13 protein-coding genes are annotated in these 13,806 nt (G+C 69.2%); 10 read left to right on the top strand and 3 right to left on the bottom strand.

From position 1 onward, the window contains the following. Window positions 1–1,695 (bottom strand): Na+/H+ antiporter, encoded by a 1,695-nt coding sequence (locus G6N26_RS08310; RefSeq protein ID WP_179960353.1) that lies wholly within the window; start codon window positions 1,693–1,695, stop codon window positions 1–3. A 98-nt stretch (window positions 1,696–1,793) separates the two neighbouring features. Here G6N26_RS08310 and thrS point away from each other — a divergent pair, with 98 nt between their 5' ends. From thrS to G6N26_RS08260, 10 genes are all read left to right on the top strand, one after another. Further along, entirely contained in the window at window positions 1,794–3,848 is a 2,055-nt protein-coding gene (gene thrS, locus G6N26_RS08305) for a threonine--tRNA ligase (protein ID WP_067168180.1), read from the top strand. Continuing rightward, a complete protein-coding gene (locus G6N26_RS08300) occupies window positions 3,841–4,425 on the top strand; it encodes an ATP adenylyltransferase (protein WP_067168181.1) in 585 nt (194 codons plus the stop codon). Before thrS ends, G6N26_RS08300 begins: the two co-directional genes overlap by 8 nt. 155 nt (window positions 4,426–4,580) lie before the next feature. Further along, the gene (gene pgsA, locus G6N26_RS08295) at window positions 4,581–5,222 is read left to right on the top strand and encodes a phosphatidylinositol phosphate synthase (RefSeq protein WP_067168182.1); all 642 of its coding nucleotides are present in this window, start codon (window positions 4,581–4,583) and stop codon (window positions 5,220–5,222) included. After that, window positions 5,219–6,190, top strand: coding sequence for a phosphatidylinositol mannoside acyltransferase (locus G6N26_RS08290; RefSeq protein ID WP_082991344.1), 972 nt, complete (start codon window positions 5,219–5,221; stop codon window positions 6,188–6,190). Before pgsA ends, G6N26_RS08290 begins: the two co-directional genes overlap by 4 nt. Next, window positions 6,190–7,314 carry a glycosyltransferase family 4 protein gene (locus tag G6N26_RS08285; RefSeq protein WP_067168184.1) on the top strand — a complete coding sequence of 375 codons (1,125 nt, stop codon included), beginning with the start codon at window positions 6,190–6,192 and terminating at the stop codon, window positions 7,312–7,314. The genes G6N26_RS08290 and G6N26_RS08285 overlap by 1 nt, the downstream gene beginning before the upstream one ends. Beyond that, window positions 7,314–8,339 (top strand): NUDIX hydrolase, encoded by a 1,026-nt coding sequence (locus G6N26_RS08280; RefSeq protein ID WP_067168185.1) that lies wholly within the window; start codon window positions 7,314–7,316, stop codon window positions 8,337–8,339. Before G6N26_RS08285 ends, G6N26_RS08280 begins: the two co-directional genes overlap by 1 nt. A gap of 132 nt (window positions 8,340–8,471) precedes the next feature. Further along, window positions 8,472–9,320 carry a pyridoxal 5'-phosphate synthase lyase subunit PdxS gene (gene pdxS, locus G6N26_RS08275; RefSeq protein WP_232067582.1) on the top strand — a complete coding sequence of 283 codons (849 nt, stop codon included), beginning with the start codon at window positions 8,472–8,474 and terminating at the stop codon, window positions 9,318–9,320. A gap of 14 nt (window positions 9,321–9,334) precedes the next feature. Beyond that, window positions 9,335–10,180, top strand: coding sequence for an acyl-CoA thioesterase II (gene tesB, locus G6N26_RS08270; RefSeq protein ID WP_067168211.1), 846 nt, complete (start codon window positions 9,335–9,337; stop codon window positions 10,178–10,180). After that, window positions 10,177–10,773, top strand: coding sequence for a pyridoxal 5'-phosphate synthase glutaminase subunit PdxT (gene pdxT, locus G6N26_RS08265; protein WP_083019176.1), 597 nt, complete (start codon window positions 10,177–10,179; stop codon window positions 10,771–10,773). The genes tesB and pdxT overlap by 4 nt, the downstream gene beginning before the upstream one ends. Window positions 10,774–10,977: 204 nt before the next feature. Beyond that, window positions 10,978–11,733 (top strand): YebC/PmpR family DNA-binding transcriptional regulator, encoded by a 756-nt coding sequence (locus G6N26_RS08260; protein ID WP_067168188.1) that lies wholly within the window; start codon window positions 10,978–10,980, stop codon window positions 11,731–11,733. An 18-nt stretch (window positions 11,734–11,751) separates the two neighbouring features. On the opposite strand, the gene G6N26_RS08255 is transcribed toward G6N26_RS08260, so the two are convergent. Together G6N26_RS08255 and G6N26_RS08250 are read right to left on the bottom strand one after the other, a co-directional pair. Next, window positions 11,752–13,341 (bottom strand): polyamine aminopropyltransferase, encoded by a 1,590-nt coding sequence (locus G6N26_RS08255; protein WP_067168189.1) that lies wholly within the window; start codon window positions 13,339–13,341, stop codon window positions 11,752–11,754. Next, window positions 13,338–13,793: a DUF350 domain-containing protein gene (locus tag G6N26_RS08250; protein ID WP_067168190.1), complete on the bottom strand. Its 456-nt coding sequence runs from the start codon at window positions 13,791–13,793 to the stop codon at window positions 13,338–13,340. Before G6N26_RS08250 ends, G6N26_RS08255 begins: the two co-directional genes overlap by 4 nt. Window positions 13,794–13,806 lie beyond the last annotated feature (13 nt).

Here is a 13,806-nt window from a genome sequence, read left to right as displayed (position 1 = left end):
TCATGATCTTTGAGCGCGCCGGCGTGCCCGCCGCGTCCGCATCGGCAGCGTGCTCTCTTCGTGGTCGAGTTCGCGTTCGATCGCGCGCAGGCTTTGGTCGGGCAGCATGCCCGCATCGCGCCAGCGCACGAGCTCGTCGCGCTGGGCATCGATGGCCACCCGGCGTATGGCGACTGCGGCCTCGTAGCGGGGCGCCGCGGGCGTCTCGCCGGGGTCCGTCAAGAGATCGAGCCGGTGCTGATACCGCTCGAGCCGTGCTGACAACTGTTGGCGCACACCGTCGATCACGCGGGGGTCGACGTCTGCGTCGTCCTCTTGGTCCAACGAGTCGAGCCGGTCCAGCGCGGCCTGCACGGCGGCGGCGCGAGCGCGGTTGCGCAGCCGCAGTTCGTCGGTGGCATTCGCGCGCAGGCCCAGCGCGCGCACCAGCGGGCCGAACGTGATGCCCTGTCCGATCAGCGTCACGAGCACGACGACCAGGGTGCAGAACAGCAGCAGGTCGCGATCGGGAAAGGGCGCGCGGCTGTCGGTCACGAACGGAACCGCGAAAATCGCCGCGAGGCTGACGACGCCGCGCGTGCCGGCCCAGCTCAGCACGAAGACTTCTCGGCCCGTGAGGCGCTCGGAGGTGCGATCCGACCGACGCCCCGTATCGGGTTCGTCGGTGCCCGAGACGTCGCCAAGCCGGGTGTGCATCGGCCGGGGAAGCGACTGGGTGATCAGTAGCCACAGCGGCCGCACCAGGAGAACCACCGCGACGGTGACGCTGACCGCCACGACCATCGTCGACAGGTCATAGCCGCCCAAATCGTCGAGGATGGCCGGCAGCTGATGGCCGATCAGCAAGAACACCAGGCCCTCGAGCAGGAAGTTGACCAGCCGCCAGACGGCCCGGGTCTGCAACCGGCTCGCGCCCGATTCCAGCCGCGGCGAGTCGTGACCGACGATCAACCCGCACACCACGACCGCCAGAACCCCGGAGGCGGACAGCTCCTCGGCCACCAGATAGGTGACGAACGGTGTGGCGAGCGAAATCGCGTTGGCCGTCAGCACGTCGGATCGCCACCGGCGAAGCAGCCGCCGCAAGTATGCGAACACCATGCCCACCGCCAGGCCGCCCAGGGCCGCCAGCGCGAACTCGCGGATCGCCGACGGCACGGAGAACGCGGCGCCGCGCGCCACCGTGATGGCCACCGACAGTGTGGTCAGCGCGGTCGCGTCATTGAGTAGTCCCTCGCCCTCGATCAGGGTGACGATGTTGAGCGGGAGGCCTTCCTTGCGGGCCACGGCGAGCGCGGCCACCGGATCGGTCGGCGCGACCGCGGCGCCCAGCACCATGCCCACCGCGAGCGTCGCGCCGCTGACGAGCAGGCCGAACGCGACACCGACCGACGCCGCGGTCAGCAGAACCAGGACCACCGACAGGCTGATGACGGTGCGCAGATTGCGCCGGATGCCGACCAGCGACGATTCCAGCGCCGCGTTGAACAGCAACGGCGGCAGGATGCAGGTCATCACGACGTCGGGTTCGAGGCCGATGTTCGGCCCCGGCACCAGCGCATAACCGATGCCGACGAGAACCAGCAGGGTCGCGCTGGGCAGCCCGGTGCGCTCGCTGATCCAGTTGACCAGCACGATGACCGCGACGGCGCCGAGCAGCAACGTCAAAGCCGTCTGCGCCCCCATCGACCCCATCTTGCCGGACTTGCGGGCGCCCGCTCGACGGCCCTGCTCGGCTCCGAACCGCCCGGATAGCATGGTCGTCGACCCGTCGAGCCTTGGAGACCGCCACAATGACCGCCCCCGCACACCCTTCCTGGCAAGCCCCGATCCGGGTGCCGGCCGGGACCACCGCGGCCGCCGCGGTGCGGGAGGCGGGGTTGCCGGGCCGGGGCGCGCCCGACGGTGTCGTGGTGGTGCGAGATGCCGACGGCAAGCTGCGCGACCTGAGTTGGGCGCCCGCCGCCGACGCCGAGGTGATTCCGGTGGCGGCCAACACCGACGACGGCCGCAGCGTGATCCGGCATTCGGCCGCCCACGTGTTGGCCCAGGCGGTCCAGGAGCTGTTCCCGCAAGCCAAGCTCGGCATCGGCCCGCCCATCACCGACGGCTTCTATTACGACTTCGACGTGCCCGAGCCGTTCACGCCCGAGGATCTGGTGGCACTGGAAAAGCGGATGCGCCAGATCGTCAAAGAGGGCCAGCTGTTCGAACGCCGCGTCTACGAGTCCAAGGACCAGGCGCGCGCGGAGCTGGCCGGCGAGCCCTACAAGCTCGAACTCGTCGACGACAAGTCCGGCGACCCCGAGGTCATGGAGGTGGGCGGCGACGAACTCACCGCCTACGACAACCTCAATCCCCGCACCCGGCAACGGGTTTGGGGTGACCTGTGCCGGGGCCCGCACATCCCGACGACCAAGCACATCCCGGCGTTCAAGCTGACCCGAAGCTCGGCCGCCTACTGGCGCGGCGACCAGAGCAACGCCAGTTTGCAACGCATCTACGGCACCGCCTGGGAGTCGCAGGAGGCGCTGGATGCCCACCTCGAGCTGATCGAAGAGGCCCAGCGTCGCGACCACCGCAAGCTGGGTGTCGAGCTCGACCTGTTCAGCTTTCCCGACGAAATCGGTTCCGGTCTGGCGGTTTTCCACCCGAAGGGCGGCATCATCCGCCGCGAACTGGAGGAGTACTCGCGCCGCGCGCACGAGCGGGCGGGCTACGAGTTCGTCAACACCCCGCACATCACCAAGGAGCAGCTGTACATCACGTCGGGCCACCTCGAGTGGTACGCCGACGGCATGTACCCGCCGATGCATCTCGACGCGGAGTTCAACGCGGACGGGACGGTGCGCAAGCCGGGGCAGGACTATTACCTCAAGCCGATGAACTGCCCGATGCACCATTTGATCTATCGGTCGCGCGGCCGCTCGTATCGTGAGCTTCCGTTGCGGCTCTTCGAGTTCGGCAGCGTGTACCGCTACGAGAAGTCGGGCGTGGTGCACGGGCTGACCCGGGTGCGCGGCATGACCCAGGACGACGCCCACATCTACTGCACGCGCGAGCAAATGCGCGACGAGCTGGCGTCGGTGTTGCGTTTCGTGCTCGACCTGCTGGCCGACTACGGGCTCAACGACTTCTATTTGGAGCTGTCCACCAAGGACCCGGAGAAGTACTCCGGATCCGACGAGATGTGGGACGAGGCCACCGAAGTTCTGCGCGAGGTGGGCGTGGCCTCCGGGCTGGAGCTGATTCCCGACCCCGGCGGCGCTGCGTTCTACGGCCCGAAGATCTCGGTGCAGGTCAAGGACGCGTTGGGTCGCAGCTGGCAGATGTCGACCATCCAGCTCGACTTCAACATGCCCGACCGATTCGAGCTCGAATACACCGCGTCCGACGGGTCGCGGCAGCGGCCGGTGCTCATCCATCGGGCGCTGTTCGGGTCCATCGAGCGGTTCTTCGGCATCCTCACCGAGCACTATGCCGGCGCCTTCCCGGCGTGGCTGGCGCCGGTGCAGGCGGTCGGCATCCCGGTCGCCGACGAGCACGTCGACTACCTGAACGAGGTTGCGGCGCAGTTGCGTTCACACGGCGTACGCGTCGAGGTCGACGGCAGCGACGACCGGATGGCCAAGAAGATCGTCAACCACACCAACCAGCGGGTGCCGTTCATGTTGCTCGCCGGCGACCGTGACGTTCAGGCGGGCGCGGTCAGTTTCCGCTTCGGTGACCGCACCCAGATCAACGGCGTGCGCCGCGACGACGCCGTCGACGCCATTGTGAAGTGGATCGCCGATCGCGAGAATGCCGCTCCCACTGCCGAACTCGTGAAGGTGGCCACCGGTGAGTGAGCGCGAACGCGCCGAGCCGCGTAGCGACGACACCATTCTGGACCGGGGTGTCGGCGAGGAGGATCATCTGCAGCGGTTGTGGACGCCGTACCGGATGACCTACCTGGCCGAAGCGCCGATGAAGCGCGACTCCAACTCGTCAGGCAAAAGCGAGCAGCCGTTCACCGACATCCCGCAGCTGACCGACGAAGACGGCCTGGTGGTCGCGCGGGGTGAACTCGTCTACGCCGTGCTCAACCTCTACCCGTACAACCCCGGGCACTTGATGGTGGTGCCCTACCGTCGCGTCTCCGAGCTGGAGGACCTGACCGATCCGGAAAGCGCGGAGCTGATGTCCTTCATCCAGAAGGCGATTCGCGTCATCAAGAACGTGTCACGCCCGCACGGCTTCAACGTCGGTCTCAACCTGGGGACCTCGGCCGGCGGGTCGCTGGCCGAGCACCTGCACGTGCACGTCGTGCCGCGCTGGGGCGGCGACGCCAACTTCATCACCATCATCGGGGGGTCGAAGGTGATCCCGCAGTTGCTGCGCGAAACCCGCCAACTGCTGGCGACGGAGTGGACGAACCAGCGATGAGCCGCGGCGGCGACGATGCAGAGCGCAGCGATGAGGAGGAGCGGCGCCGATGAGCCGCGGCGGCGACGATGCAGAGCGCAGCGATGAGGAGGAGCGGCGCCGATGAGCCGCGGTGGCGACGATGCAGAGCGCAGCGATGAGGAGGAGCGGCGCCGATGAGTAAGGTGCCGTTCCTGTCCCGGGCGGCGTTCGCGCGGCTGACCACCCCGACGGCACGAGCGTGCCTGCGGTTGGGATTGACTCCCGACGTCGTCACCGTCCTGGGCACCATCGTGGCCGTGGCGGGGGCGCTGATCTTCTTCCCGATGGGCAAGCTGTTCATCGGCACGCTGGTGGTCTGGTTCTTCGTTCTCTTCGACATGCTCGACGGGGCGATGGCCCGGGAACGCGGCGGCGGCACCCGGTTCGGCGCGGTGCTGGACGCCGCCTGTGACCGCGTCAGCGACGGCGCGGTGTTCTGCGGGCTGCTGTGGTGGGTCGTGTTCGGCCTGCACGACAAGCTGCTGGCGGCGGCCACCTTGATCTGCCTGGTCACCTCGCAGGTGATCTCCTACATCAAGGCCCGGGCCGAAGCCAGCGGCCTGCGCGGCGACGGCGGCATCATCGAACGTCCCGAGCGGCTGATCATCGTGCTGGTCGGCGCCGGGGTCTCGGACTTTCCGTTCGTCGCGTGGCCGCCCGCCTTGCCGGTGGCCATGTGGCTGTTGGCGGCGGCCAGCCTGGTCACCTGCGCGCAGCGCCTGCATACGGTGCGCACCTCCCCGGGTGCGACCGACCGCGGATCGGTCACACCATGATTCCCACTCCGCCGGGCATGAACGCGATCACGGCGCCGAGCCGCCTGGTGAGCCGCGTCGCGGGCCGGTTGAGCGGCGCCGGTTCCGACTGGGCGTACGCGACCGGCTGGATGGCCGTGCGGGCGATGCCGGAGTTTGCCGCGCGCAACGCATTTGGCGCCGCGGCGCGTTACGCGGCCCGCGGTGGTGGCCCAGACCAGTTGCGCAAGAACCTGGCCCGCGTCTTGCGCGTGCCCCCCTCCGACGTTCCTGACTCATTAATGCGGGCCTCGCTGGCCTCCTATGCCCGTTATTGGCGCGAGGCGTTTCGCCTGCCGAGCATGGACCTGCCCGAGCTGGGTCGTGAACTGCATGACTCGATTCTCGGGCGAGACCATATCGAAGCAGCGCTGTCCGCTGGCCGTGGCGCAGTGATTGCGTTGCCGCACAGCGGCAATTGGGACATGGCCGGGGTGTGGCTGGCGCAGACACACGGCACCTTCACCACCGTCGCGGAGCGCCTCAAACCCGAATCGCTCTACCGGCGGTTCATCGCCTACCGCGAAGGCCTCGGCTTCGAGGTGCTGCCCCTGTCCGGGGGTGAGCGGCCGCCGTTCGACGTGCTGTGCGACCGGCTGCGGGACAACCGGGTGGTGTGCTTGATGGCCGAGCGCGACCTGACCCGCACCGGTGTGCAGGTCGATTTCTTCGGCCAGCCCACCCGGATGCCGGCCGGGCCGGCGAAGCTCGCGGTCGCGACGGGGGCGGCGCTGCTACCGGCCCACTGCTGGTTCGAGGGCCAGGGCTGGGGCGTCGCCATAGACCCGCTCCTGGACTGCAGCAGCGGCGACGTCCAGGCGATCACCCAGCTGCTGGCCGATCACTTCGAGAAGAACATCGCCGCCCACCCCGAGGATTGGCACATGATGCAGCCGCAGTGGCTGGCCGACCTCCCGGAAGCCAAGCAGGCCCGGCTAAGGGACACCTGATGCGCATTGGGATGATCTGTCCCTACTCGTTCGACGTTCCGGGCGGGGTTCAGTCGCACGTCCTGCAGCTCGCCGAGGTGGTGCGGGCCCGTGGGCACGACGTCAGCGTGCTCGCGCCGTCCTCGCCGCACGCCGTGTTGCCCGACTATGTCGTCTCGGCGGGCAAGGCCGTCCCGATTCCCTACAACGGGTCGGTGGCCCGGCTGCGCTTCGGCCCGGCCACCCACCGCAAGGTGAAAAAGTGGCTCGCCGAAGGCGATTTCGACGTGCTGCACCTGCACGAGCCCAACGCGCCGAGTCTGTCCATGCTGGCGCTCAACATCGCCGAGGGCCCGATCGTGGCGACGTTTCACACGTCGACCACCAAATCGCTGACGCTGACGGTGTTTCAGGGCATCCTGCGTCCCATGCACGAAAAGATCGTCGGCCGAATCGCGGTGTCCGACCTGGCGCGGCGCTGGCAGATGGAGGCCCTGGGAACCGACGCGGTGGAGATCCCCAACGGCGTGGACGTCGGCGCGTTCGCCACCGCGCCGCTGCTGGACGGTTACCCGCGCTCCGGCAAGACGGTGCTGTTTTTGGGGCGCTACGACGAGCCGCGCAAGGGTGTGGGGGTGTTGCTCGACGCGCTGCCGCGGCTGGTCGAGCGGTTCGCCGACGTGCAGCTGCTCATTGTCGGGCGCGGCGATGAGGACGAATTGCGCAGTCAGGCAGGCGAATTCGTGAACCATATTCGCTTCCTCGGCCAGGTCGACGATCCCGGGAAGGCGTCGGCCATGCGCAGCGCCGACGTCTACTGCGCCCCCAACCTCGGCGGGGAAAGCTTCGGCATCGTCTTGGTCGAGGCCATGGCCGCCGGCACCCCGGTGGTGGCCAGCGACCTCGACGCCTTCCGGCGCGTGCTGGCCGGCGGCGAGGTGGGCCGGCTGGTGCCCGTTGGCGACGGCGCCGCGCTCGCCGATGCGCTGATCGCGGTGCTGGAGGATGATGTGCTGCGGGAACGCTATGTGGCGGCCGGGTCGGCCACCGTCCAGCGCTACGACTGGTCGGTGGTGGCCAGTCAGATCCTGCGGGTTTACGAGACGGTCGCCGCGTCGGGCGCCAAGGTTGAGGTGGCCGGTTGATGACATGGGTGATCGTCGCCATCGCGGTGTTGGTCGCGGTGCTGGCCGTCTTCGGCGCCTGGGCGTACCGGACGGCCAACCGGCTGGACCGGTTGCACGTCCGCTACGACCTGTCCTGGCAGGCGCTCGACGGTGCGCTGGCGCGGCGCGCGGTGGTGGCGCGCGCCGTGGCCATCGACGCCTACGGCGGCGCATCCGAGGGGCGGCGGCTGGCGGCGCTGGCCGATGCCGCCGAGGGCGCGCCCCGGCCAGCGCGGGAGACGTGCGAAAACGAGCTGTCGGCCGCGCTGGCCGTCGTCGACCCGGCGTCCTTGCCGGCCGGGCTGATCGCCGAGCTGGCCGACGCCGAGGCCCGGGTGTTGCTGGCCCGCCGCTTCCACAACGACGCGGTGCGCGACACGTTGGCGCTGGCCGAGCGGCCCCTGGTGCGGTTGTTCCATCTGGGCGGGACCGCCGGGCTGCCCAGCTATTTCGAGATCGTCGAGCGGCCGCACGCGCTGGCCCACGGTGATCACGGCGTGCTCAACCACCGCACCTCGGCCCGCGTCGTGCTGCTCGACGAGACCGGCGCGGTGCTGTTGCTGCGCGGGTCGGATCCGGCGCTGGCCGAACAGCACGCGCCGAAGTGGTGGTTCACCGTGGGCGGCGAGGTACAGCAGGGGGAGCGGCTGGCCGAGGCCGCCGCGCGCGAGCTCGCCGAAGAGACCGGCCTGCGGGTCGCGCCGGCCGACATGGTCGGGCCGGTATGGCGTCGCGACCAGGTCTTCGAGTTCAACGGCTCGCTGATCGACAGCGAGGAGTTCTACTTCGTCTACCGCACCCGGCGGTTCGAGCCGTCGCGCACCGGCCGCACCGAACTGGAACGCAGCTACATCCACGGCCACCGCTGGTGTGACGCTGCCGACATCGCCCAGCTCGTCGCCGCGGGGGAGACGGTCTATCCCATGCAACTATCCGGACTGCTCACCGACGCGGCCGCGCTCGCCGGCGGCCGCGCGCCGGGACCGCTCCTGTCCATCCGCTGACTCCGCCGGTCAACGCGGGCCAAAGCGCCTCATTAGACTGGGTCGACAACGGTTGAAGGAGAACAAGCAGTGACTAGCGCCCACCCACCGAACGGCAACGGGCGAACCGGAACCGCGCGCGTCAAGCGCGGCATGGCCGAGATGCTCAAGGGCGGCGTCATCATGGACGTCGTCACCCCCGAGCAAGCCAAGATCGCCGAGGGCGCCGGCGCCGTCGCCGTGATGGCGCTGGAGCGGGTGCCCGCCGATATCCGCGCCCAGGGCGGGGTGTCGCGGATGAGCGACCCGGACATGATCGAGGGCATCATCGCCGCGGTGACCATCCCGGTGATGGCCAAGGCGCGCATCGGGCACTTCGTCGAGGCGCAGATCCTGCAGAGCCTCGGCGTGGACTACGTCGACGAGTCCGAGGTGCTCACCCCCGCCGACTACACCCACCACATCGACAAGTGGAAGTTCACCGTGCCGTTCGTGTGCGGCGCCACCAACCTCGGCGAAGCGTTGAGACGCATCAACGAGGGCGCGGCCATGATCCGCTCCAAGGGGGAGGCCGGCACCGGAGACGTCTCCAACGCCACCACACACATGCGGGCGATCGGCGGCGAGATCCGCCGCCTGACGTCGCTGTCCGAAGATGAATTGTACGTCGCCGCAAAGGAATTGCAGGCGCCCTACGAACTCGTCGTCGAGGTGGCCCGGGCGGGCAAGCTGCCGGTCACGATGTTCACGGCGGGCGGCATCGCCACGCCCGCCGACGCGGCGATGATGATGCAGCTCGGCGCCGAGGGCGTCTTCGTGGGCTCGGGCATCTTCAAGTCCGGCGACCCCGCCCAGCGCGCCGCGGCGATCGTCAAGGCCACCACCTTCTACGACGATCCCGACGTGCTGGCCAAGGTCTCGCGCGGGCTGGGTGAGGCGATGGTCGGCATCAACGTCGAGCAGATCGCGCAGCCGCATCGCCTCGCCGAACGCGGCTGGTAAGCCGAGGGCTATTGGTGGCGATCGAAGAGATCCTCGATCTCGAGCAGCTCGAGGTCAACATCTACCGCGGCAGCATCTTCAGCCCGGAATCGGGATTCCTGCAGCGCACCTTCGGCGGTCATGTGGCCGGCCAGTCGCTGGTGTCGGCGGTGCGCACCGTCGACCCGCGTTACCAGGTGCACTCGCTGCACGGCTACTTCCTGCGGCCCGGGGACGCCAAGGAACGCACGGTGTTCATCGTGGAGCGCACCCGCGACGGCGGCTCGTTCGCGACTCGCCGCGTCAACGCGATCCAGCACGGCGAGATCATCTTCAGCATGGGCGCGTCCTTCCAGACCGACCAGGAAGGCATCCACCACCAGGACCCCATGCCGGCCGCACCGCCGCCCGACGGCCTGCCCGGGCTGGACTCGATCAAGGTCTTCGACGACGCCGGGTTCAAACAGTTCGAGGAGTGGGACGTCTGCATCGTGCCGCGCGAACGCCTGAAGTTGTTGCCGGGCAAGGCCGCCCAGCAGCAGGTCTGGTTCCGCCACCGTGACCCGCTGCCCGACGACCCGGTGTTGCACATCTGCGCGCTGGCCTACATGAGCGACCTGACGCTGCTGGGATCGGCGCAGGTCACCCACCTCGACGTACGGGAGCACCTGCAGGTGGCGTCGCTGGACCACGCGATGTGGTTCATGCGGGCGTTCCGGGCTGACGAGTGGCTGCTGTATGACCAGTCCTCGCCGTCGGCCAACGGCGGGCGAGCGCTGTGCCAGGGCAAGATCTTCACCCAATCCGGTGAGATGGTCGCGGCGGTCATGCAGGAGGGGCTGACCCGCTTCAAGCGCGGCCACCAGCCGGCCCAGCAGTGAGCGCCCCGCGGATCGGGGTGCTGGCGCTGCAGGGCGACACCCGCGAGCACCTGGCCGCCCTGTGCGAGGCTGGAGCCGAGTCGATGCCGGTGCGCCGGCGTGCCGAACTCGAGGCGGTCGACGGGCTGGTCATTCCCGGTGGGGAATCGACCACCATGAGCCACCTGCTGCTCGATCTCGGGCTGCTGGAGCCGTTGCGGGGCCTGCTGGCCGACGGGCTGCCCGCCTACGGCGCGTGCGCCGGCATGATCCTGCTGGCCAGCGAGATTCTGGACGCCGGAGCGGGCGGCCGGGAGGCGCTGCCCCTGCGCGCGATCGATATGACCGTGCGGCGCAACGCTTTTGGGCGCCAGGTCGACTCGTTCGAGGGCGACATCCCCTTCGCCGGGCTGAGCGATCCGGTGCGCGCGGTGTTCATCCGCGCGCCGTGGGTCGAGCGCGTGGGTGACGGCGTGGAGGCGCTGGCCAGCGCCGCCGGACACGTCGTCGCGGTGCGCCAGGGGCGCAAGCTGGCGACGGCGTTTCACCCCGAGGTGACCGGCGACCGGCGCATCCACCACATGTTCGTCGACATGGTGACCGGCCAGGCCTGACGCCGCAGGGCGTTCGGTGTGCAGTCCGGGTTTTCAGTGTGCTGCGGGGCGGCATCCCCCGGCGTGTCGCCGCCTCCAGCGCACACTCAACGCCGTCACCGCACAAATCCTGCGACCGGAGTGCAGCGCCCGGCAGTCGGGCGCAGACGTCCACGTAGACTCGTCTGGCGAACTTTCCAGACATAGAAGAGGTAAGAGACACCCATGAGCGGCCATTCCAAGTGGGCCACCACCAAGCACCAGAAGGCCGTCAAAGACGCGCGCCGCGGCAAGGAGTTTGCCCGGCTGATCAAGAACATCGAGGTCGCCGCCCGCACCGGCGGCGGTGACCCGGCCGGCAACCCGACGCTGTATGACGCCATCCAGAAGGCGAAGAAGACCTCGGTGCCCAATGACAACATCGAGCGGGCACGCAAGCGCGGCGCGGGCGAAGAGGCCGGCGGCGCCGACTACCAGACGATCATGTACGAGGGCTACGGCCCCAACGGCGTCGCGGTCCTGATCGAGTGCCTGACCGACAACCGCAACCGCGCGGCCGGCGAAGTCCGGGTGGCCGTCACCCGCAACGGCGGCAACATGGCCGACCCCGGCTCGGTGTCCTACCTGTTCACCCGCAAGGGCGTGGTCACGCTCGAGAAGAACGGCCTGACCGAGGACGACGTGCTGACGGCCGTGCTCGAGGCCGGCGCCGAGGACGTGAACGATCTCGGCGAGAGCTTCGAGGTCATCTCCGAGCCGACCGACCTGGTCGCGGTGCGCACCGCGCTGCAGGACGCCGGCATCGACTACGAATCCGCGGAGGCGAGCTTCCAGCCGTCGGTCAGCGTGCCGGTGGACGTCGACGGCGCCCGCAAGGTGTTCAAGCTGGTCGACGCGCTGGAGGACAGCGACGACGTGCAGAACGTCTGGACCAACGTCGACCTGTCCGACGAGGTGCTCGCCGCCCTCGACGAGGAGTAGTTCACCGCGCTCGGCGGACTAGTCGTACCCGTGCCGCATGTCCTCGACGATGCGGGGATTGTCCAGGGTCGACGGCTCCACGGGCCGCGGCGCGATGTCGCCGGAGAACACACACGCGGCCCGCAGCACCTGCGGGTTGAGGAAACGCAGTGGGGGAGCGTCGGCCGGCACCGTCGGTTCCGGCGCCGTGTCGGCGCGCTGCGCCAGGGCGAATCCCCAGTCACCGAACGTCGGCACGTGCACGTGATACGGCGTGACCGCGTAGCCCGCCGCCCGGATCGTCGACACCGTGCGCCGGTACGCCGTCGGTGTGGAAAAGGGGCTGCCCGCCTGCACCGCCATCAGCCCGCGCGGGGCCAGGGCCCGGGCGGCCAGCGCGTAGAACTCGGTCGAGTACAGCCGGCCCAGCACGGGGGTGTCGGGGTCGGGAAGATCGACGATGATCGCGTCGAACCGGTCGATGCCGGGTGCGCGCAACCAGCTCATCGCGTCCTGTGTCACCACGTGCACCCGCGGGTTGTCCAACGAACCGCCGTTGGCGCCGCGCAGCGTGGTGCGCGCGATGTCGATCACCGCGGGGTCGAGCTCGACCTGCACGATCGTGGAAATGCCGGGCTGGCGCAGCAATTCGCGCGCCACCAGGCCGTCGCCGCCGCCGAGCACCAGCACCGAATGGGCGCCGTTGCCGAGCGCGGGGTAGACGAGGCTTTCGGTGTAGCGGTATTCGTCCCGGGTGGAGAATTGCAGCCCGCCGTCGAGGTACAGGCGAGTGTCGTTGCCGCGGCGGGTCACCACGATCTCCTGGTAGGGCGTGTGCCGGTAGGCGACGATCGGGTCGGCGTAAAGCCGTTGCCGGCTAGTGGTTTCGACGTCCGCCGAGTGCAGCAGCAGGGTGGCCAGCAGTCCCAGCGCGGCGGCCAGCGCGCACAGCGCGAGCAGTAGTTGACGGGCCGAAACCACGTGGCGCAGCAGGAAAATCGCGACGACGGCCGCCGCCGCCAGATTGATCATGCCGGTGGCCGCCGCGCCGCGAATCATCCCCAGCTGCGGCAGCAGCAGGAACGGCCAGACCAGCCCGCCCAGCAGCGCGCCGAGGTAATCGGCGGCGTTGAGGTTGGCGAGGGTGCGCCCGGCGTCGGCGGCACCCGTCACTCGCCCACTCTGCAGCAGCGTCATCAGCAGCGGCACCTCGGCGCCGACCAGGCCACCGATCAAAGCCGTGCTCACCGCCAGCACCCACGTCGATCCGACCGCGCCGTCCAGGAACGCGAACACCATGTACAGCGCCGCCGCGGACAGCCCGCCGATGACGCCGAGCAGCGCCTCCACGGCGATGAACGTGATCGCCGCGTGCGCCAGCAACGGCTTGACCAGCAGGGCGCCCACGCCCAGCGCGGCGATGTAGCCCGCCACGATCAGTGAGGTGGCGACGATGCCGCCGCCGTCGAGGCTGGCCGACAGCGTCAGCAGCGCCAGTTCGTAGATGATGCCGCAGGCCGCGCACGCCGCCACGGCCGCCAACAGCAGCGCCCGCCACCGCCCCGACGCCGCCGCGGCCGGCGCCGCCGGAGGCGTGTCCACATCGCCCGCTGATCTGACGGAGCTCATGACACCGCCGCGGCGGTCACCCCTCCCACGGCGAGCAGTATCAGCGCCACCGCGAACGAGCCGGGATGCAGCACCTGCTCGTCGATGTGCTCGTGGAAACTGCCCGGGATCAGCAGATGCATTGCGAGCAGCGCTATTCCGAGCAAAATCACGCCCATCAACCCATACACCGCCACGCCGAGTAGTCCCTGGCCCAGCTGGCTGTAGCTGTTGGCGATCGCGGTGATGATGACGACGGTCAGCGCGATGTACATCGCGCCCGCGACGATGACGGCGTTGGGGCGGCGGTCGATGAACACCAGCTGGCGCAGCTTTCCCGGGGTCAGCACGTCGACCACGTAGAACCCGACGAGCAGGACGGCCATGCCCACGACGAAGTACAGGATCGTCGCGACCGCGCCTTTCAGGACGGGATTGAGGTCGACGGTTCCGATGTCGACGGCGAGGTACATGGTTGTCTCCTTT

This window comes from Mycobacterium marseillense, assembly GCF_010731675.1.
Lineage (GTDB): Bacteria > Actinomycetota > Actinomycetes > Mycobacteriales > Mycobacteriaceae > Mycobacterium > Mycobacterium marseillense.
This window is presented reverse-complemented; position numbering and strand designations above follow the sequence as displayed.

Excerpts from the sequence above, each read along its gene's own strand:
- G6N26_RS08310 (WP_179960353.1), bottom strand. The coding sequence starts at position 1,695 with ATGGGGTCGATGGGGGCGCAGACGGCTTTGACGTTGCTGCTCGGCGCC.
- thrS (WP_067168180.1), top strand. The coding sequence starts at position 1,794 with ATGACCGCCCCCGCACACCCTTCCTGGCAAGCCCCGATCCGGGTGCCG.
- pgsA (WP_067168182.1), top strand. The coding sequence starts at position 4,581 with ATGAGTAAGGTGCCGTTCCTGTCCCGGGCGGCGTTCGCGCGGCTGACC.
- G6N26_RS08290 (WP_082991344.1), top strand. The coding sequence starts at position 5,219 with ATGATTCCCACTCCGCCGGGCATGAACGCGATCACGGCGCCGAGCCGC.
- G6N26_RS08285 (WP_067168184.1), top strand. The coding sequence starts at position 6,190 with ATGCGCATTGGGATGATCTGTCCCTACTCGTTCGACGTTCCGGGCGGG.
- G6N26_RS08280 (WP_067168185.1), top strand. The coding sequence starts at position 7,314 with ATGACATGGGTGATCGTCGCCATCGCGGTGTTGGTCGCGGTGCTGGCC.
- pdxS (WP_232067582.1), top strand. The coding sequence starts at position 8,472 with ATGGCCGAGATGCTCAAGGGCGGCGTCATCATGGACGTCGTCACCCCC.
- G6N26_RS08260 (WP_067168188.1), top strand. The coding sequence starts at position 10,978 with ATGAGCGGCCATTCCAAGTGGGCCACCACCAAGCACCAGAAGGCCGTC.
- G6N26_RS08255 (WP_067168189.1), bottom strand. The coding sequence starts at position 13,341 with ATGAGCTCCGTCAGATCAGCGGGCGATGTGGACACGCCTCCGGCGGCG.
- G6N26_RS08250 (WP_067168190.1), bottom strand. The coding sequence starts at position 13,793 with ATGTACCTCGCCGTCGACATCGGAACCGTCGACCTCAATCCCGTCCTG.